The sequence below is a fragment of the Paenibacillus sp. OK076 genome (genome assembly GCF_900110055.1).
Classification (GTDB): domain Bacteria; phylum Bacillota; class Bacilli; order Paenibacillales; family Paenibacillaceae; genus Paenibacillus.
The window spans coordinates 2,780,100-2,799,829 of the sequence record NZ_FOCH01000001.1; the positions used below are offsets into that span (position 1 = coordinate 2,780,100).

The 19,730-nt window shown below is 41.6% G+C and carries 21 protein-coding genes and 1 pseudogene; 5 read left to right on the forward strand and 17 right to left on the reverse strand.

Annotation, left to right across the window (positions count from 1 at the left end):
- Positions 1 to 41: 41 nt before the first annotated feature.
- Positions 42 to 923 (reverse strand): TetR/AcrR family transcriptional regulator, encoded by an 882-nt coding sequence (locus tag BMY78_RS12265; protein ID WP_090898695.1) that lies wholly within the window; start codon positions 921 to 923, stop codon positions 42 to 44.
- A gap of 130 nt (positions 924 to 1,053) precedes the next feature.
- On the opposite strand from BMY78_RS12265, the gene BMY78_RS12270 reads away from it, so the two are divergent.
- Positions 1,054 to 1,632 carry an isochorismatase family protein gene (locus tag BMY78_RS12270; protein WP_090898698.1) on the forward strand — a complete coding sequence of 193 codons (579 nt, stop codon included), beginning with the start codon at positions 1,054 to 1,056 and terminating at the stop codon, positions 1,630 to 1,632.
- Between the two features lie 632 nt (positions 1,633 to 2,264).
- Here BMY78_RS12270 and BMY78_RS12275 read toward each other — a convergent pair.
- Genes BMY78_RS12275 through BMY78_RS12300 form a run of 6 tightly spaced genes read right to left on the reverse strand, consistent with a single transcriptional unit; the run spans position 2,265 to position 6,663 of the window.
- Positions 2,265 to 2,684 (reverse strand): ester cyclase, encoded by a 420-nt coding sequence (locus BMY78_RS12275; RefSeq protein ID WP_090898700.1) that lies wholly within the window; start codon positions 2,682 to 2,684, stop codon positions 2,265 to 2,267.
- A 20-nt stretch (positions 2,685 to 2,704) separates the two neighbouring features.
- Positions 2,705 to 3,679, reverse strand: coding sequence for a zinc-binding alcohol dehydrogenase family protein (locus BMY78_RS12280; protein WP_090898703.1), 975 nt, complete (start codon positions 3,677 to 3,679; stop codon positions 2,705 to 2,707).
- Between the two features lie 3 nt (positions 3,680 to 3,682).
- Positions 3,683 to 4,309, reverse strand: coding sequence for an ABC transporter permease (locus tag BMY78_RS12285; protein ID WP_090898706.1), 627 nt, complete (start codon positions 4,307 to 4,309; stop codon positions 3,683 to 3,685).
- Positions 4,306 to 5,124: an ABC transporter ATP-binding protein gene (locus BMY78_RS12290; RefSeq protein WP_256222073.1), complete on the reverse strand. Its 819-nt coding sequence runs from the start codon at positions 5,122 to 5,124 to the stop codon at positions 4,306 to 4,308. Before BMY78_RS12290 ends, BMY78_RS12285 begins: the two co-directional genes overlap by 4 nt.
- Positions 5,090 to 5,995: a glycine betaine ABC transporter substrate-binding protein gene (locus tag BMY78_RS12295; protein ID WP_090898709.1), complete on the reverse strand. Its 906-nt coding sequence runs from the start codon at positions 5,993 to 5,995 to the stop codon at positions 5,090 to 5,092. Before BMY78_RS12295 ends, BMY78_RS12290 begins: the two co-directional genes overlap by 35 nt.
- An 11-nt stretch (positions 5,996 to 6,006) precedes the next feature.
- Entirely contained in the window at positions 6,007 to 6,663 is a 657-nt protein-coding gene (locus tag BMY78_RS12300) for an ABC transporter permease (RefSeq protein ID WP_090898712.1), read from the reverse strand.
- Positions 6,664 to 6,800: 137 nt separating this feature from the next.
- On the opposite strand from BMY78_RS12300, the gene BMY78_RS12305 reads away from it, so the two are divergent.
- On the forward strand, positions 6,801 to 7,157 hold the full coding sequence (locus BMY78_RS12305) for a winged helix-turn-helix transcriptional regulator (RefSeq protein ID WP_090898713.1): 357 nt from the start codon (positions 6,801 to 6,803) through the stop codon (positions 7,155 to 7,157).
- A 228-nt stretch (positions 7,158 to 7,385) separates the two neighbouring features.
- Here the strand turns inward: BMY78_RS12305 and BMY78_RS12310 are convergent, their stop codons facing one another.
- The 7 genes and pseudogenes from BMY78_RS12310 to BMY78_RS12340 all read right to left on the reverse strand — a co-directional run bounded on the left by BMY78_RS12310 (position 7,386) and on the right by BMY78_RS12340 (position 13,934).
- Positions 7,386 to 8,219, reverse strand: a complete 834-nt coding sequence (locus tag BMY78_RS12310) for an SPL family radical SAM protein (protein WP_090898716.1) — start codon at positions 8,217 to 8,219, stop codon at positions 7,386 to 7,388.
- A gap of 686 nt (positions 8,220 to 8,905) precedes the next feature.
- A complete protein-coding gene (locus BMY78_RS12315; RefSeq protein WP_090898719.1) occupies positions 8,906 to 9,103 on the reverse strand; it encodes a transcription initiation factor TFIIIB in 198 nt (65 codons plus the stop codon).
- A gap of 313 nt (positions 9,104 to 9,416) precedes the next feature.
- Positions 9,417 to 9,659: a hypothetical protein gene (locus BMY78_RS12320; protein WP_090898722.1), complete on the reverse strand. Its 243-nt coding sequence runs from the start codon at positions 9,657 to 9,659 to the stop codon at positions 9,417 to 9,419.
- A 416-nt stretch (positions 9,660 to 10,075) separates the two neighbouring features.
- Complete coding sequence (locus BMY78_RS12325) at positions 10,076 to 11,035, reverse strand: L-threonine 3-dehydrogenase (protein ID WP_090898725.1); 960 nt, start codon at positions 11,033 to 11,035, stop codon at positions 10,076 to 10,078.
- A gap of 37 nt (positions 11,036 to 11,072) precedes the next feature.
- The gene (locus tag BMY78_RS12330) at positions 11,073 to 12,263 is read right to left on the reverse strand and encodes a glycine C-acetyltransferase (protein WP_090898728.1); all 1,191 of its coding nucleotides are present in this window, start codon (positions 12,261 to 12,263) and stop codon (positions 11,073 to 11,075) included.
- A 712-nt stretch (positions 12,264 to 12,975) separates the two neighbouring features.
- A pseudogene (locus tag BMY78_RS33265) lies at positions 12,976 to 13,059 on the reverse strand (DNA-binding response regulator); the annotation flags it as partial.
- 110 nt (positions 13,060 to 13,169) lie between these two features.
- A complete protein-coding gene (locus BMY78_RS12340; protein WP_256222074.1) occupies positions 13,170 to 13,934 on the reverse strand; it encodes a YheC/YheD family protein in 765 nt (254 codons plus the stop codon).
- 202 nt (positions 13,935 to 14,136) lie between these two features.
- On the opposite strand from BMY78_RS12340, the gene BMY78_RS12345 reads away from it, so the two are divergent.
- From BMY78_RS12345 to BMY78_RS12355, 3 genes are all read left to right on the forward strand, one after another.
- Positions 14,137 to 14,946 carry a DUF6492 family protein gene (locus tag BMY78_RS12345; RefSeq protein ID WP_090898737.1) on the forward strand — a complete coding sequence of 270 codons (810 nt, stop codon included), beginning with the start codon at positions 14,137 to 14,139 and terminating at the stop codon, positions 14,944 to 14,946.
- 17 nt (positions 14,947 to 14,963) lie between these two features.
- Positions 14,964 to 16,343: a sugar phosphate nucleotidyltransferase gene (locus tag BMY78_RS12350; protein WP_090898740.1), complete on the forward strand. Its 1,380-nt coding sequence runs from the start codon at positions 14,964 to 14,966 to the stop codon at positions 16,341 to 16,343.
- A gap of 507 nt (positions 16,344 to 16,850) precedes the next feature.
- Entirely contained in the window at positions 16,851 to 17,051 is a 201-nt protein-coding gene (locus BMY78_RS12355; RefSeq protein ID WP_090898746.1) for a hypothetical protein, read from the forward strand.
- A gap of 573 nt (positions 17,052 to 17,624) precedes the next feature.
- Here BMY78_RS12355 and BMY78_RS32815 read toward each other — a convergent pair.
- The 3 genes from BMY78_RS32815 to BMY78_RS12365 form a co-directional block, all read right to left on the reverse strand.
- Positions 17,625 to 17,780, reverse strand: coding sequence for a hypothetical protein (locus BMY78_RS32815; protein WP_177185718.1), 156 nt, complete (start codon positions 17,778 to 17,780; stop codon positions 17,625 to 17,627).
- Between the two features lie 143 nt (positions 17,781 to 17,923).
- Positions 17,924 to 18,505: a TetR/AcrR family transcriptional regulator gene (locus BMY78_RS12360; protein ID WP_090898749.1), complete on the reverse strand. Its 582-nt coding sequence runs from the start codon at positions 18,503 to 18,505 to the stop codon at positions 17,924 to 17,926.
- Positions 18,506 to 18,597: 92 nt separating this feature from the next.
- A complete protein-coding gene (locus BMY78_RS12365) occupies positions 18,598 to 19,608 on the reverse strand; it encodes a fumarylacetoacetate hydrolase family protein (protein WP_090898753.1) in 1,011 nt (336 codons plus the stop codon).
- Positions 19,609 to 19,730: the final 122 nt, after the last annotated feature.

Here is a 19,730-nt window from a genome sequence, read left to right on the forward strand (position 1 = left end):
GGAATATTCACATTTCTCTAACTAACACCAATATTCCTTACCTATGCTAGGACGATTTGCTTTAACTGAATAACTGAACTTCTTAGTTCTTTCTCTTGTTCCAAGTAAGCACATAACGCTTGAATAACCGATCTCTTTGGCTCAGTCTGAGCAATCTCGCTATTCAACAATTGAACAATTTCTTGCAATTCCTTACGGCGTTCTGCCCCACCCTTCCAAGCCTCAATAATAGCAATCACTCTGCCGAGCAACTCTTCGGTAATCCGTTCTTTTTCACCGTTCCAGTCGTTTGAGCCTGAATGAATAAAGGTATCATATGCGCTTTGCCCGAGCAGTCCATTCGAACCTGACTTGGACATGTGGTTGACTAACGCATCCATCTTATCAACGATAAACCAAGCTGTATCCTCAACGGACAATAGATTCTCTTCGGAGATGACGCGCTGCAGATAATCTTTAATAAAAGACCGGTAAATAAAGATCAAATCCCAGAGAAAAGGCTGAATTTTAGGGCCGTAGACTTCTAAAAGCCATGATCTGTGCCACTCCATCATTCGCTCGCGAACGTGATTTCTCAATTTGCGGAATGTTTCGTACTGCGTAATTGGTAGATCAATGAAATCCACCATAATATGACGATATTCCATGAAATACTGAAAACGAAATACAATCTGATCCACTAGTCTCTCCTGAGGGCTCCCCTTTCCGATATCTTTCAAACGTTCAGCCCGATCAAAATAAGCCATTTGGCAATGGTCGAAAACCTCACACAACAAATCCTCTTTAGAAGGAAAATATTTGTAAACGGAGCCCTTTGCTATGGAACAGTCCTGGGCGATTTCCTGAATGGATGTTCCCAGGTAACCTTTTTCGTTAAACATTTTAGAAGCCGAATAAATGATATCTTGCTTCGTTACGCTCATGCTCAAGCATCCCCTCTTGACAACTTTGAACTAATAGTACAAAATTATGAACACCAAGTCAATGAATAAAAGTTCAATTTTATGAACTTACTATTAAGGATGATCAAATTGAAATTGGAGTGTGATTAACATGAAAGAGCATTTATATCAATTTTCTAAAACGGCATTAATCGTAATCGATCTGCAGAAATGGATCGGAAACCAGTACGCCCCTCATTCAGCAGAACAAGTTGTCGAACGTGCCGCTGCCATGGTTCAAACTTTCCGTGAGGTTGGTGCCTTCGTTGGACTCGTACGTGTTTCTTCGAAAGATTTCAAAGATATGCCCCATCCGCTGCTGGATCAAGAACCGCCAGCGATCAATCTAGTACCTGGATGGGATGAAATTGTGCCTGAAATTGGAGTCACTACTAACGACCATCTAATTACTAAGCGTCAGTGGGGTGCATTTTACGGGACGGATCTGGATCAGCAGTTACGCCGGAGAGGCATTACTACGATCATACTCTGCGGAATTGCTTCAGGAATTGGGGTTGATACAACTGCGCGAGAAGCATTTGCTCATGGGTATCAGGTGATTTTTGCAATAGACGCAATGACCGGATTCAGCGAGGCAGAACATGATCACGTAAGAAAAGTCATCTTTCCACGTATTGGCCGATTACGCACTACCGACGAGATTCTCGCTTGTGCAGCGCTTCAATCATAGATCCACATAAAAGAACTTAATAGATGAGAGGTCCGACAACAAGCACGCATCGGGAATGATACCTTGTTAATTTTTACGACACCCTTCTTTCTAAGTTAAAGCAAAGGCACTCATACCTTTGCTTTGCTTTGCGTTACTTATCTAATCTGTTGACACTTAGATCACTACCTAATTTTAGTTGGTCCACTATTCTTTGTAATCCATTCTAGTCTAGAGTTTAATAGTTGTTCCATGAACAGAGTTACCTTCGTCTGCTAAAAACACGGATTAGTTAAGCCATTAAATAATTTGGACGTCCGTCTATTTTCTGAAGCAGAAAGCTTTTGGCCCCTCTCTCTAGGATACTGTTCACAACAGCAGCAACAAATATGAATGGCTGTTTTGGCATATCCTTGTGCTGCAATTAACCTATCTAATCCCAGAGAAATGAGTACACCTAAAGTACCAAAAAGGTAAATGTTTAAAAATTTCATTAGCGAATGATAAAATCTCATGACACCTAATCGGTAATCGGACTATGTTCTTGTCCCTCGACAATTATTTCTTAATCAAGTCACATGATCTCAAAAAAATGCCGCTTTTATAGCGACATTTTCTGAGATCACTTCATTTATTTACAAGAGGAGATGTAATTATGCTTTTGGAATTGCCCCTATTTGTTGGAGCAAACCAAGCATATCGGGTTGACCATACTCTTCAATAATTTGATCATTAGAGATCCGATAAAAATTCATTGCATTTACTTCAATTTTCTTTCTCGTTGGTGGAAACCCGAGAAACTCTCCGTCTTGTGTGCCCTTCATGACAAAATGAGCTGCTATTAGATCCCCTTCTGCTACCAGCTCTTTAACAGTCCATTGTATATCGGAAAAACCAGATCTCATCATATGAATTATGGAGAGATAACCACTTGGACCATTCATTGGTTCTTTTTGCATAGGTACATAAAAAACAGCATCTTGAGCAATCAATTCTTCAGCAAGTTCTTTGCTTGCCGTATTAATGAAGTTCGTGAAACGATACATCAATTGTTTGTTTTCTGTAATCGTCATATTTAAACCCCTTTCTATTTTCATGTGCAAATGTCATTGGATATAACAATCTTACCGTTTGCGGTGTTACTTTCCATTAAAAGATGTGCCTTTCCAATCTCCTCGAGTGTAAAGACTCGGGCAATAGGTGGGACTATACCTTGTTTTTGAATATGCTCAAATAAAGAGATCAGTGTACTTTCTTTGATAACTTCACTGGTGAACGCTGTGAAATATATACCTGAGGGTATATCCACTAAAGGTTCAAAGGCATCAAGAGTCCATTCATCTCCTAATATTCCTGACATGCAACAAATCCCTCGTTCTGAGATGAATTGCAAGGACTCCTTTACCGTCGTTGTACCAACCAACTCTAGAACCTTGTTTACCCCATTTGGAGCAATAGCATACACCTGTTCTCTCAAATGTTCATTATCGAGCAGTGCATAGTCTGCTCCAGCTTGTTGGAGAAGTGCAAATTTCTCTTTGTCTCGAGTCGTTGATATAACTTTTGCTCCTACACTCTTAGCTAGCTGAAGTGCTGCTAAGCCTACGGAACTTGTCCCACCACGAATAAGTAGCATCTCTCCTGAAGTCAATTGAAGACATTCAAATAAGGATGCATACGCGGTATAATACATTTCTGGTATCGCTGCAAGTTCAGTCCATTTCATATCGCTAGGAATAGGATACACTTGGTCCGAAGGTATAAGTGCATATTCAGCATAACTTCCGTCAAATGCACGGCCTAACCCTCCCATTAATGAAGCGACGGTCGTTCCCTTTATAAATGTGCTATCTGAAGGATCTTCAATCTCCCCTACGCATTCGATCCCAATAATACGCGGGAATTGAACGGACGGTGAATGCCCCTGTCTAGTGAACATTTCGGAGCGATTTATTCCAAACGCCCTGATTTTTACAAGTACCCACCCAGGTTTGACTATAGGAATAGGTACTTCAGTGATCTGTAGTTCTTTTGGGGTACAGACCCTTTCCAATACAACTGCCTTCATTATTTATCTCTCCGATCTCAAATATATTCGTTTCTCAAACAGCATGAATATTGCGTTCGTCACAATGGCAAGTCCTGCTGACAATAAGCCCCCCCACAAAATCTTATCGATATTCATGGTCCGTAATCCATCATTTAATATCGTACCTAGCCCTCCTGCATTAATGAAGGCAGCGATGGTTGCCATGCTAATGGTTGTTACCGAAGCAAGTCGAAGGCCAGTAAACAGAGGCTTGATTGCCAAGGGTACCTGGACTTGAAATAAGATCTGAAATCGGCTCATACCTACCCCAGTAGCAGCTTCAATAACAGATGGTTCAACATGTTTCAAAGCTGCAATAAACTGACGTAGAAGGATATATTGGTTATAGGCAATGAGCACGGTAATGGCTGTCGTTTTCCCCAATCCGGTCACAGGGATCATGATTGCAAACAAAGCCAAGCTCGGAATGGAATACAAGATTGAAAACATGTAAATGAGTGATCTAGATACCTTATCAGAGGCCAGAGCTAAGATGGTTAAGACGATTGCAATGATCACAGAGAGCAGCATGGTCAAAATGAGAATCTCCACATGCTCCAACAATGCATTTCCCAACTTATCCGGATGCTTAATGGCATAGTCGATCATGTTAAGTTCCCCCAGAAACGTTCTTGCTCCTTCGAAGATTGAATGAGTGAGTACACAAAATCATCTGCAGGATGAGTTACAATTTCTCTCGGGGTATCGAATTGACAAACCTTACCCCGATTCATAATCATAACCCTGGTTCCCAGCTTGAATGCTTCATTAATATCGTGAGTCACGAACAAAAAGGTTTTTTTCATTCCCCCATGAATCTTTAAGAGTTCATCCTGGAGATTTAAGCGCGTAATAGCGTCCAAGGCCCCAAAGGGTTCATCCAGCAGCATAATTTTGGGATCGGTTGCTAATGCTCGCGCAAGACCGATTCTCTGTTGCTGTCCTCCGGACAATTGTGAAGGATAACGTCGTTTGAAGTTCTCTGAATCTAACCCAACCAAAGCTAACAATTCTTGTACCCGATCTTCGATTTTCTTTTTGTCCCATTTCAAAAGACGAGGAACAGTAGCAATATTTTGTTCAATATTGATGTGGGGGAACAAGCCTACTTGCTGAATAACATAGCCAATTTTTCTTCTAAGTTTTACAGGATCAACTCGAGCGATATCCTCGCCAAATATTTTAATAATCCCGTGGGAAGGATCGTTAAGCCGATTCACCATCTTCAATAAAGTTGTCTTTCCTGATCCAGAGGAGCCGAGGATTGTAATAAACTCCCCTTCACTTATCGACAAGTTCACATGATCAACTGCATATGCATTGGAATCTGAATATGTTTTGCTCACATCATGGAATTCGATTGCTGTTGGAGTCATGTTAACGCCATCCTTATTTAATGGAATCATAAAATTCTTTTGCCACATCTTCATATTCTTCTTTGTCTACGTCCACTTTTGCGTTTAGTGCGGTTACGGTGTCTGTATCCAATACCGAACTAACCTTATTGATCACTTCAGCGATGCCGGGATCCGTTGAGAGCACATTATCACGGATAACAGGCGCCAAGTTATAAGGTGGCCATACTTGTTTGTCATCTTCCAATAGGGTGAACTCGTCTTTGTTCACCAACTGACCTTCAGTGGTATATGCAGGCGCAACATCAGCCTCATTGTTTCTAAGCACTTCATATTTCAAACTGTTATCATATACTTTGGATGATTTCCAATTGAGCTTGCCATACACTTTCTCCAATGCTGGAATACCGTCAGCGCGCCGGTCAACCTCTCCTTGGGAAGCAAATCGAATCTCACCGGCATGTTTTTGCAAGTCAGTAATGGTCTTGATCCCTAATTTTTGTGATACTTCCGTTCGAATAACGAGACCCGCTCCATCATTTGCTTTTGAATAATCGAGCCATGAGATATTAAATTGCTTTTTGTACTCTTCCTTGACTTTTGTATACACTTCATCCGGATCTGTCATCAAATCCATCTGTAATACGGCTAACAACCCCGTACCTGTGTACTCTGGATACATATCGATATCGTTATTAACAATCGATGAATGAATGATGGAACCCGCAATATTAGGAACACGCTCTACTTGGTATCCCGCGTTCTCCAAAGCCAAAGCATATAGCTCCCCGACAATTAAATTCTCAGTAAAGTCTTTTGAACCAATTCGTATAGTAGATCCATGATTATTCGTTTTATTACCACATGCACTCAAAATTATGGACAAAACAAGTGTGATTGAAATGGTTAAAACCAATTTTTTCTTTATGTTCTTTTTCATTTGTGTGGACCCTACCTTTGCAAGAATTTATATCTAAACAATACACGTTCAGACAGGTCTAAAATAAATCCTATACCAATAGCCAGAATCGCTACTGAAATACCACCAATTAAAAGTAAATCCGTTCGATTGAGTCCTAAACCGGTAAAAATAATTTCTCCTAATCCACCAGCTCCAATTTTGGCAGCCAAAGTGGCGCTGGCGATAATTTCAATCGCAGCGGTTTTAATCCCTGTCAATATCAATGGTCCAGCCACTGGAAATTGGATTTTCCATCGGATTTGTCGTTCAGACATCCCTACACCTTGTGCAGATTCAAGTAAAGACAAGGACACACTTTGTAACCCGGATACTGTATTCATTAAGATAGGAGGGATTCCTAAAATAATGAGAGCAACAAGGGCGGGCCTAATTCCAGTACCCATGATAGGAAGCAACAGAAGTAAGATCGCTAGGCTGGGAACGATTCGTAATGTTTGGAATAACGAGATGATCCATTTTTCGGAACGATTGTATTTAGTTGATAAGGTACCTAATGCAATCCCGATAAGTGTAGAACCCATCAATGCCAATAAACTGATCTTTAAATGCTCTTTCCAAGAATTCAAGAACGTTAACATATGATTCGAAAAATAGTCACTCAGTTGCATCCATAAACTTTCTTGCAAACTCCCTCCTCCTTTCATTCATTTTCATTTGCTTTTCTCATCGACAGAATTATAATATAAGCAATGTATTCGTTTTGAAAGTAGGCACCTTTTTGTTATATAGGAACCTAATAGTAACTATTGGAGGCGATAATGTAGTGATTTCAAAAAAAGAGTTGCCGTTGTGTCCTGTGGCAACGACAGTTGGCTTGATAGGTAACAAGTGGAAGTTATTGGTTATGAGGGATCTTTTGAAGGGGACTCAACGATTCGGAGAACTTCGTAAAAGTATCCCGGAGATCAGTCAAAAGGTTCTCACTGAAAATTTACGTTCAATGGAAGAGGATGGAATTGTCATTCGTACGGTGTTTGCAGAAGTTCCTCCGAGAGTCGAATACAGTTTAAGTGATTTAGGAAATTCACTGAAGCCAATTATATTCTCTATGGAGACATGGGGCCTTGGATACCAGAAACTCAATGATGAACTTCCAGACGATATTCATCAGAGTGAATGAAGTCGAAGTGTTAATCCACCGTCATTTCAAAATAAAATAAGCTCCTCTATTATTCCCATGGAATCATAAACCCTGTATTTTCATCTTCAAGTTAAGTCAATGGAGGACTCATGCGTCCTCCATTGACTCGTAAGAGAAAGTTGATCTTCGAACACCAGTTTCTGCAATATTTCTATTGCATGAAGAAAAAACGGGCAAGATCCTCACAAAATGAATGGCTATATAAAATCAAAATGGATATGCGCTGTTTTTAGATACATGAATGATTTCAGATGGAAATCTTGCCTTAAAATATTTTTCCACTTTCAGATGAATGCTTTTCTCGTACCATTTGTCCCAGCCGTTCGCAGCAAATAATTTTGGCATTTTTAAACGCTCAGATCTCATCCCCATTTGACCATCACCTATCAGTAGCGTATCAATCCAAATTCGATCAGTTATACCTTGTATCATGTTAGCGAAATTAGGTGAAAAAGGTAGCACTGGGGAAATAGATACTTGTGTATATATCCCTGCATCATTTATCTTTTTCAAGGCTTTAACTCTTAAATCTATTCCAGGAGCATAGGGTGAAAAAATTCGTTTCACATCTTCGCGATCTGTCTCGATTGTCATTGAAACCAGAATCCGACATTTTTCCTTTAATTTAAGTAGTATATCAAGGTCTCTGGCAACCAGAGGGCTTCTAGTTTGAATTTGAAGTGAATCTGGTGGGTTTTTATCCATTTCTTCCAATAGGCTTCTTGTAATGTTTGCCCTCTGCTCTACAGGTTGATAAGGATCTGTGGCTGATGACATGAATATACTTATGGGTTTATTTTTGCGTCTTAGAAGAGAGACTTCCCTTACATAGTTTTCTGCTGCATTTTTCTTGACATCCACCCACAATCCCCAAGGAATATCCTTAAACTTTTGAATTGGCATTTCTCTGACGTAACAGTATTCGCAAGCAAATGCACAACCTGTATAGGGATTTAGCGAATGAGTAAAACCAATATCAAGATAACCCTTTACTTCACTTAATATTTTCTTAGACACAATGTCTTTGATTTCAATCGGCATGATGTTACCATCCCCTCAATTACTTTCGTTTAATCTCCCACTTAATCAGTTAATTGAACGATCACACTATGCATGAACCGCCTTTCTTTTTATCTTAAAATTTCTCATGCTACTTGAAAAGTAGGCACCTTTTTATTAGATAGGAACCAGAATGTAACTATTGGGTGTTAACAACAAAACAACCGTTTTAAGAACAGTTGTTTGTTGTCATTAAAGATTAAACTATTGTTTTTATAAGAATGTCCTTATTCTGAACCTGTGTCTTATCTGTGGATACAACGGCTTGGTAACTTTCCGAGGTGGTAACAATTAAAAAAGGTTCCTTCCTATTTTTTTAGATTTAGGTATTCTAAAAAATGTAAAACCGTCCCTCCAATGCTGCCTATTCAAGTTTTAACTACATGTGCTTTTTTGGGATATACATCTAATCGGGAGTAGGAACATGTTCTTGTTCAATACGGTAATCGGTACAAGTTCTTGTCCTTGGCTTGGGACACGAACTTGTACCGATAAAATAAAAAAGCCGCTAAAATAGCGACTTGAATGGGATCATGTTCTTGACCCTCGACAACAAAGACTGAATTTTTTTAAAGTTCCCTACTTTCATGCAATTATGCCCTTTAGTCTTTATTTAACTGAGCAGAGTTAGAACTTGATCTGTTGGTCCCCTTTCTTGCAGTACAATTTTATTTATTATCCTCAAATTTATGTGGCTCTTTAACAAAACTTTTTAAAATAAATCCACACGTTATACAAATTACATGAGTAACATCTGATCCTAATGTTAGCATCTTTTTCATAGGATATACCCTAGCTTCGCCGTGCGACTTGCCCTCCCCAAATTTTGTTCCTCCACATTCAGGACAACATTCTTCGTTTCTCATCCCGAACCTCCTTCAATGAAATTATCTTTTCATTGTTTCTATATAGTCCATATGTAACTTTCTATTATCAACGTAAATCCCATTTTTTTGTAAACGGCTATTAGAGCAACGTGTGAAATCGTATCATCTGAAACTATATCATCAGTAGTATGAGTCACACCTTCTTTAATACCCATTTCAATTAGACTGTCATGTAACAAAGGAACTACCTTAAAAAATGTGCTACAACCCAACCGATCGCTACTATTTCTATAGGCGTCAAGTAGTACTCCTGCAAGGTTATTCCCTTCCTTCTTCAAAATACAAAATTAACTTATAGCAGCTTGCTAAGCGGTAATAAGGCATGATGCAGATGTCCTGCCATATGGTATTGGTATTTACGAACTTCTAACGAAGATACTTCAGTGGTATAAGAGACACCCGTTAATTCCCAGAATTCTTGCCCAGCTAGTTGATAACCGTTATAACACGGATCTCCAAATTGTATCTTAGTTACATTTTCTGACGGAATTACTACGTAAGAATTATCTTTTGTTTCTTTCGAAAATGAACCCATTATATGCACACTCCTTGCTTGATTAATGAAACTATCATTTTATTCTTTTATTAATGTGGCTCAAAGGGTTCTCTTGTTTGGTAACTTTGTGTCATTGTACATCTGCATTATATCTATAAATGAACTAACAGGCAAAATAACGATTAGAAAAACGCCTATCGCAATGAGAACATGTTCTTGTCCCGCGACATAAACAGCTCCCTTTCTTTCACTTCTGTGTTTTAATTTTGCATGCCTCGGTCCGTCCTGTTGCAAACTTTATGCCGTGTTCTTTATCTTATAAGCCACAGACCACGGAAATGTCCGGGCTGGAGGGTGAAAAAGAAGCTGCAACAAAAGGTCCGGGTAACGCCAAACCTCTTGATGCAGCTTCTTTTGTATTTCAACTGGCTTTGCACAGCGAATTCATAATCACTTTAAGCCTTGCGAAGCATTTGTCTCTCGCTTAGCTGTGAAAGCATATCCTTCGTCATGGCCTTCAGGTCGTAGCGGGGAAGAAATCCCCATTCTGTTTTCGCTGCCGTCGCATCAATGGAATGCGGCCAGCTATCGGCAATCGCCTGTCTCTTCGGATCAACGTCATAATCGAGGATAAAGCCGGGAAACTCATCCCGAATCGCTGCAGCGATCGCCTCCGGATCGACGCTCATTGCGGTGACATTAAATGAATTTCGGTGCATCAACCGGGATGAATCCGCTTCCATCAATTCGATGATAGCATTCAGGGCATCCGGCATATACATCATGTCCATGTTTGTGTCCTTGGCGATATAAGATGTATACCGGCCAGCCGTCACGGCTGCGTAATAAATTTCCACGGCGTAATCCGTCGTTCCTCCGCCGGGAGGCGTCATATAAGATATCAAACCCGGGAATCGCAGCCCCCTCGTATCCAGGCCGTATTTGTGAAAATAATAATCACAAAGCAGTTCGCCGGACACTTTGTTCACACCGTACATCGTATTGGGCCGCTGGATCGTATCCTGCGGGGTATTGTCTTTCGGAGTCGAAGGCCCAAAAGATCCAATGGAGCTTGGAGTGAAAAATTGGCAGCCGAGCTCCCTGGATACTTCAAGTGCATTCATCAATCCGCCCATATTCAAATTCCAGGCAAGCAGCGGTTTCTCCTCAGCAGTAGCCGACAGCAGCGCAGCCAAATGGATGACGGTATCCACTTCGTACCGCTTGGCGATTTCGAACATCGCCTTATCATTCGTCACGTCCAGCAGCTCGAATGGCCCGGATCGGGTAATTTCGTGGGCTGATGACCTGAGATCCGTAGCAACAACGTGATCCACACCATAAATTTCACGTAATTTAACAACTAACTCAGAACCGATTTGGCCCAGTGCCCCAGTCACCAAAATCTTGTCCATAAGACATTCCTCCCGAAATATACTCCCGCGAATGCAGCTAAATCAGCTTCATTTCCTTGCCAACTTTCTCATAAACGGAGATCACCTGGTCGAGCATCTCCCTGGTATGGGCAGCTGTCGGCATGTTGCGTATTCTTCCCGTTCCTTTCGGAACCGTCGGAAACAGGATTGCCTTGGCGTAAACTCCTTCTTCATAGAGCCGTTTGCTGAACTGCTGAGTGGTTACTTCATCGCCAATGATACAAGGTGTGATTGGCGTTTCGCTTTGGCCTACATTATATCCAAGCTGGCTCAGGCCATTTTTCAAAGCATTGCCGTTCTCCCACAGCCTTTCGATCAGCTCTTTGTCATTCATCAAAATGTCGACAGAAGCACTGCAAGAAGCGATTACAGCCGGAGGTAGCGATGTCGAGAACAGAAACGGACGGCTTCTCAGCTTCAACCATTCGATCAGTTGTTTTTTACCCGCCACATAACCGCCGACAACGCCGATCGCCTTGGAAAGAGTACCAATTTGAAAGTCAATGCGGTCGGACAATCCAAAATGCTTCACGGTTCCCGCACCTGCTCCGAGAACGCCCGAACCGTGGGCATCATCCACATAAGTAATCAGATCGAATTCTTCAGCTATTTTCACGATTTCGGGCAGCTTTGCTATATCACCATCCATGGAGAAAACCCCATCGGAGATGACCATAATTTTATGGTACTGACCGGATTCCTTGGCCTCTTTTGCCTTCTGTCTTAAATCATTCATATCCGAATGCTTAAAGCGAATCACCTTGGCTCTCGACAGGCGGCAGCCATCAATAATCGAAGCGTGGTTCAGCTCATCGGATAAAATCGCATCATGCTGGTCCATTACCGCGGATATAGCAGCCATATTGCAGTTAAATCCCGATTGATACACGATAACGGCTTCCGTTTTTTTGAAACGGGCCAGTTTTTCTTCAAGCTCAATATGAAGATCCATCGTACCATTAATTGTTCTCACAGCCCCTGCGCCTGCCCCGTATGTCTGCGACGCCTTAACTGAAGCATCAATCAGGCGGTAATCTGTTGCCAGTCCCAAATAGTTATTGGAAGACAAATTGATTAGGGACTTTCCGTCGATACGAATAACAGGACCATTTGCACCCTGCAGCGTATCAATGACGTTATATAGACCTTTAGTCTTTAGATCTTCGATGCTCGAACTTAAAAATTGGTCCAATGCTTGACTTGACATTCCATTCCCTCCTCGATATACGTATGTCCTCGTACAGGAGACATAGTATTCTTCAAAAAAACCTGTTATAAAAGGAATTAAACTAATTTCAATGTATCATCTTTTTTATTTATTGTACACATGTGGCGGACAAAAAATAAAAATATCCGCAAAAAAACATAGCGATTGCTTCCCCCATTCCCGGAAGCAATCGCTACTAAATCTTTGCTTATATCTTTTGCTGCTCGGAACTTCTTGTGCAGCCATTATTTCTTTTGCTTATTCCTTTAAATCAATCGATTTACCCCGGTTCAAACGGGATTCTTCCGCGGCAAACGCAATGAGATGACTCCGTACGGAAGCGCTTGCCGAGGTTAGGCTCTCCTGACCACTACAGTTCCATAGCTATAAACTCCTTAAGGTGCTAGCATTACCCATGCCAACAGCGCTGTTCGGATCATCATGTTCGCCTGTAGCAATAGCTGCCTCTTCAATATAATAGACACTCGTTTCTTTTGAAGAATGTCGACGCCATCATGCGATAAACGGGGGGCCGTGGAGTCGATGTCGTGTTCGACACCATCGGCGGCAACACATTGTCGCGCAGCCCGACACGCAAGTACTCCTTGAACGAAGCTAACAGGTTCTTGTCCCTCTACAATACTCAACACTAAGTCACTTTCTCTACTCACTACAGCATCTTTCAAAGGACCATCAAGAATAACTCCCAAAGCAACATCTTTTCCTCGAAAACTTGCGGCTGAATTGGCTTAATCAGATATTGAAAGGTGATGACATCGAAGCTCTCCACCATGTATTACGATGCATTATCAGACCCTAAAAGGCAGTTCAAGCTCAAAAGTCGCCATATTGGCGACTCTTGAGCTTGAAACCTTCTCCATCCATTCCTATGAAAAAACCGGTCTGTTATTCTGTTTTTTTGGGGAAAGCATGGCGGTAATATCGTATTACCTTGCGATACATCGTCTTATCCTTTAATTGATTGAATATAAATGGGTCCGGTTTGACATTTACCTCTATAATCCAGGGTTTCAGACTGTGATCAAGGCCGATATCCACACCGATTTGCATTAGATACGGGTACTTTTTTTTCATATGACGAGCTATGCGCAGGCTAAGCTCATTCATCTCCTGAACCAGTTTATTTCTGCGTTTTGTGGATGCATGCGATTGTAGCAGCTTGTGAATATCCATCGGTGTACCACCACTATGATAATTGGTTACGATTTTCTTTGGATGACCCAGTCGCCCTATGATTCCGGTAGCTTCCCAATGTTTGGTCGGGCTTAGCTGTATCATGACTCGGATGTCAAAACGTCTGTTATTGTGCTTAAGCAGATGGATTCCTCTCTGAATCAGATAACTTCTTTTATGCACCAAACGAGTCAGACTGCTATAAAACGATTCAAAGCTGTCAAACGTCAGGCGTTTTTGCTCTATCTGATAGACAAAATGTTGATGACTGTCCATCTCGGCCTTAATAACACCCATCCCGAAAGTACCTCTCTCGGGTTTGACATAGACCATTCCATATTTGCTGATCATGGATTTCAGATTCGTTTTGTTATATTTCTGTGTGTCGGGGATAAACGGTTTAATTGATTCATTATTAATGATCAATTTTGTTTTTAACCATTTGCTTCTTAACGGCTGCAATTTATCAACTCCCATGTCGTAAACTCTCCCTTCAGCCACCGCATCAAAGCTCGCTGTTTGATCAAGATCCTGCATGCATTATATGTAATACCGATAAAGGAACCCTCAACAAAAGCCCTATTCGTAAAAAATGTATATTTGCACATGCCCTGACCAAAACACTTTTGCACACATACCATATAATAAGTCATCACGATTTGTGCAAGGAGTTGAGAAGATGTCCGTCGAGCCTGGAATCCGGTTGAATAATGCGCCTAAGATTGATGTTCTTATACCAGCGATAGAGAAAGATTTGGCTACCCTTCCCCTCGTCATCAATAACATTCGCCGTTATGTAAAACATCCCATTGGAGGCATTTATATTGTTTCTCCGGTCAGCACCAAAATCAGAGAACTTTGTTCCCGTAAAAACTGTATTTTTGTTAATGAGCGATCCGTCCTGCCTATAACCAAAAACGAGATACACTACCAGTCCTCCCGATGGAATCGGTCAGGCTGGTTATATCAGCAGCTGCTCAAAATGAACGGAGATTCCATTGTGAAGGCAAAATACTTTCTAGTCATGGATGCGGATACCGTACTGATTAAACCTCATTCATTTCTTGTAGAAGGCAAAACAGTATTTTACTGCCGTGACTGGAGCCAGCCGGAATATTTCAATACCTACCGTAAGTTGTTAGGCATGAAAGCTCCGCGCCCGCGCTCTTTTGTCACCCATTATATGCTGTTCGACAAATCGAAACTCTCTGCCTTAAAACAGAAAATCGAAGCGGTTCATAAGCTGCCTTGGTACAAAGCGATCATCTCCAATATCAATAAGAAGAAGCAGTTTGGTTTCTCCGAGTATGAAACGTATGCCAATTTTATGTATACGAAGAACCCAGGCAGCATGGTCCTTAGAAGTTCCATGAATAAAAGTCTGAATGTGAACGCTTCTTCGTTAAAAGAGCAACAAATCCGTAATCTGGCTCTTAAATACCGTTCTCTTTCCTTTCATAAACGGAAAATCTATAGTAAAGCTCCCTGAGCTTAAGGAGGAAGCCCATGCATATCGTACTGCTGTGCGGCGGCTCTGGCAAAAGGCTCTGGCCGTTATCCAATGAGCTTCGCTCCAAGCTGTTCATAGATATACTTCCATCACCCGCTGGAGGTAGGGAATCCATGATCAGCAGAGTATGCCGCCAGCTTGACAGTTCATGCCTAACGGATTCAACGCTCATTATTTCACATCAGGATCAGGCTAATATTACGGCTCGACATACTCAAGGCAAAATACCAGTAATCGGGGAACCTTATAAACGAGGCACTTTTACTGCGGCGGCCTTAGCGACGTTATATCTGCAATCCTTCCGGATGGCCAAAGATGACGATGTGATCTGTATCGCGCCAGCTGATGTGTTCGCAGGTGAAGATTTTTTCAGCAACTTCCAATTACTGCCGGACATCTTGAAACATTCTCAAGCCGATATCGCTTTAATTGGGACAAGGCCTACACATGCTTCAGAGCAGTATGGATACATCCTGCCGGGTGGGGAAGAACGTAATGCTTATGCGCCCATAACACAATTTATAGAAAAACCCGAAGCCACTATTGCTGAAACTCTGCTACAACGTGGGGCACTATGGAACTGCGGTGTGTATGCGTTCACCGTCGAGTTTATGATATCCCATATTAAAAAAATGGGGCTGCCGGTTCATTATGATCAATTGTCGTCCCTGTATGAAGCGTTGCCTGAACGCAGTTTTGACAAGCATGTTGCAGAAAAGGCACAGCGGGCCGTAGTCCTGCCTTATAAGGGAGTATGGCAAGATATCGGAAGCTGGGATACGCTGTGCGCAGAGTTAGATTCCCATGTAATCGGACACGGTGGAATCTCGGGCTCTTCCTCCGATTCCTATATTATTAACGAGCTTCCCTACCCCATCCAAGTCATTGGCGTGCCAGGTATTATCGCTGCCGCAAGTCCGGACGGCATTCTCATTGCCAACAAAAATAATTCAAATGAAATTAAAGCGCAATTGGGCAACTTGCCATTAAAACCGATGTATGGTGAAGCAACCTGGGGCAGTTATCGTGTCATTGAGAGTTCGGTAGAAGATGAAAATACAACTGTAACCACATTAAACATAACCGTTCTACCGGGCAAACATATCGGGTTGAAATGGCACCGGGCAGGATGTAGAGCGTGGACGGTACTTGCAGGCAGCGGTCAATTGCTTATCAACGGACAGGTCACACAGATGACTCTGGGCACTCAGTTCGCGATGATCTCGGAGAGCGTCTATTCTATTTTCGCTGAAACCAGGTTGGTCTTCCTTGAAGTACAGATCGGCGAACCCGAGGATGAGAACAACCTCCTTTTTGAAGAAGAAGACTGGAATATAATCGTAGAACGTGCAGGATCGTATAACTATGGAGTGTAAATTGAATATTCAAATCTTAGCCCCGTCCATTCGTGGGGGCTATTTGCTTTGCGTATCGAACGAAACATGGGGTAAAACCAAATCTCAGTGTGCTAGGGAATATGTTCTTGTCCCTCGACATTTTTGTACATTGACATAAAGTTATTATATTCGGGTTGCTCATACATTCGCCTCTATTCTTAGAAATAAATGATTTCGAATTCAGTTTATCTATCTTTACATATGAAGAAAAAGCCAACATTTAAGCGCTGGCTTTTTATTATAAATCGTTTTAAACTTCTTCTTATCTGCTGCACGATCTCGCAGTTGAAGCTTTCCAGCCTAAATAAATGTCGCTTAAACTCGTTCAACAATTTTATGATTCGTTAATATGACTATTCACTCGATGAGATTGTTAGCCATTGTACTCGTTCAGTTTCTCCCAGACCCACTCATTTACATACCCTAACTCTTTAATTTTCAGGGCAGTCTCTTTAAATGGTGTAATATCCCCTGTGAGGTGATTTGATGAACAAGATTTTAGCGATCTCGATTTTGGGAATGGGTTTAACAGGTGCTGTTTTAATCATCTCAATTGCTCTGTTGTTTAACCCCCCAATAGGAAATGTGTTGAAGATGGTTACTGCTGCTTCAACATTATCTTTTATTATATTTGCTGTTTCGGCTGTGGTATTTCGTCGGCGATTAGATAATGAAAAAAGAGAGTAATTTATTTATACTTCCTCGATTTAGGACGAATGATGCCCAGTAGCAACCCTAACAATGTTTTTACTCAAGCAAAAAAAGCATCTCCTTCAGGAGATGCCTTTTTTGTGCTTATCTTCAGAAAATAATGAAATATATCTCCTCCAACAAGGTATTCTCCCCTACAAGCACCCGTGCCAGAAAATAGAATCTTCTGTTTTAAGATATATGTAGTTATAATACTGAACATAAGTGCTTATCCCAAGGTGATCTTCTCCATGAGAGTACCGATCGAATTTTATCTCCGAAATTACTAAATAAACAACCTCATTTATGTTGCTCTTTAGAAAAATCCTTCTTCAAATAAAAATAACTAAAAGAGCCCACCTAATACTTAGGTGGGCTCTTACTCCTATTTCCCGTATAACTTTTGGGAACGGATTCTCTTTGGAGTAACTTTAAATCAATGCGTAAGCGGAGAAAGTGCCGCAGTTACATCTCTTTCTTACTCATCTTTAAGAATCCAGTCGGTCAGTTCTTTGTCACAACATTGCGATTCCTCGAACCTAAGTGGGACAATGTGCTTGTCCCTCGACACTAATAGTTAAAACATTCCTGCTCTTGTGATGTCTCTACTCCGGAATAAATATCGCCAAATGCAAACTCGATAATGTAGTTAGCAACATCAGGAGCGATATCTTGCAATGATTCGACTAGACGTTCTACTGCTCCGCCGCCCGCGCCTACTGCCATTAATTTGTTCCATCCTAGTTGATAGCGTTCTGTCGTCATTGAGTATAAAAATGCTGAGATGAAGAGGTTCCACGGTATGGCAACAGCCAAGTACCCAGTCGAGCAAAAGCAATCTTTCGCATATTTAAATAAATCAACAAAGCTTATGACTGAGACAAAATTCCTTTTACAAACAATGAAACACTGTGCTTGTAGAAATCTTCCTCGGTGACGAGTTGGGACTGATATTGCCCGTGAATCAGCTCGCTCATCTGAAATCCGTAGCACATCGAGAGAAAAGACATGGCGGCAAGGCGCTCATCCTGTCTGGCTATAACTTTTTTCTTCTGCAAGCGTTCAAAATATTCAACCAGCAAGGAGTGCAGCTTCACCGGCGGATCGGCCAGCACTCTGTCCAATTCGGGAAACATTCCTTTGTCGCGGATGCCAATCAAAATGATGTCCGCATTTTTATGGAAAAACAATCGGTACTGTTGACTTACATTCAGCAGATCGACTTCCGGATTATCGGTCGCGTCCTCTTTTAACAACTTCTCAAATTGCGGAATATCCGAATGTCTTTCAATGATGGCTTCCAATATGCCTTGCTTGCTTCCAAATTGCCGGAAAATCGTAGATTCATTGACTTTAGCTTCCGTTGCAATGGCTTTGGTGCTTACTCCCCGATAGCCCTTCTTTTTGATGAGCCGTGTCGCGGCTTCAATGATTCTGTCTGAAGTTTGCATTGTATTTCTCCTTTTGCATATGTTAAACCTATTCTACTACAAGTTTTGTATATGCAGCAGGGTAGGGATTCATCATTTTTATAAACGTTTATTTAAGGTAAATCGCTTCTTTTTTCCCAGCGGCTTGGTTCCGTAATCTTGACATGATCAGGCACCAATTGCGTGAGCGTGCCTAATTTATCAAATGTAATCTGGATTCGGTCAGAGGGCAACAGCCATTCTTCGGTCTCGATTGCGCAGCAATCCGGGATCGTCCCCATTCCTATAATCGTGCCCGGGAGTGGCGTGAAAACTTTGAGAACCTCCTCTATCACTTTTGCAGGGTGTGCAGAATACTCGGATGTGCTTCCCTTCCAGTGCAATCTCTCCCCGATGCGTACATCCACATCCAATGCCAGCGGGTTGTCGATTTCATCCGGCGTTACCAGAAATGGTCCTATTCCTTTGCTGCGATCGAAATCTTTGCAGCGCGTCGGTCCGGTCATCGTCTGGAAATCCAGCCACTGCACATCGCGGACAGTACTGTCGTTAAAAATAACATAACCTGCAATACAGTTCCCCTTCCCTGTAACAAAGGCCAGCTCCGGCTCGATATCCAGGTAGGATGAGTACGAAGGCCAATGAATCGTATCCCCATCGCCAATTAATGCATTATGGTTACACTTATAATAACTGAAAGTTACTTTATTCGGATCTTGCTGGAATTTTTCAGAAATTTTACTTGTAAGCTCTTCTCTTTCCGGCCCTGTATATTCTCTTTGCAGCAGATTTACGCCAGCATTTCTCAGATGTCTTGGCGTCAGCCCGAAATCGATAAGCGCAGCCGGATTCGGAACCGGCGGTAGCAGGTTTACGGCTGCAATCGGGCTGATTTCATTTTCATTGAATTGATGCAACTGTTTGACAGCATATTGCATCATTTCCTTAGCTGCATCATAACTTGCCGGCAAATAATGAAGATAGCTTTCCATACTTTCAAGACTGTCAACGAATGTTCCCTGCTTTTTCATGATTGCAGCAAAAGACACGACAAATCTCTCGTTAATTACAAACCCAAACAAAGGTTCCTGGGATGTATTGGTTTGAAAGGTTACTAGTTTCATGTTGCAGCGCCTCCATCCATGTAGTGTGATGTTGTTCTGTTAGTAGCATACAGTATGGAATTAATGCATGCAAGTACATGCTTGCATTTCTGTTTTCCATTTTCTATAATGAGGACATAGTC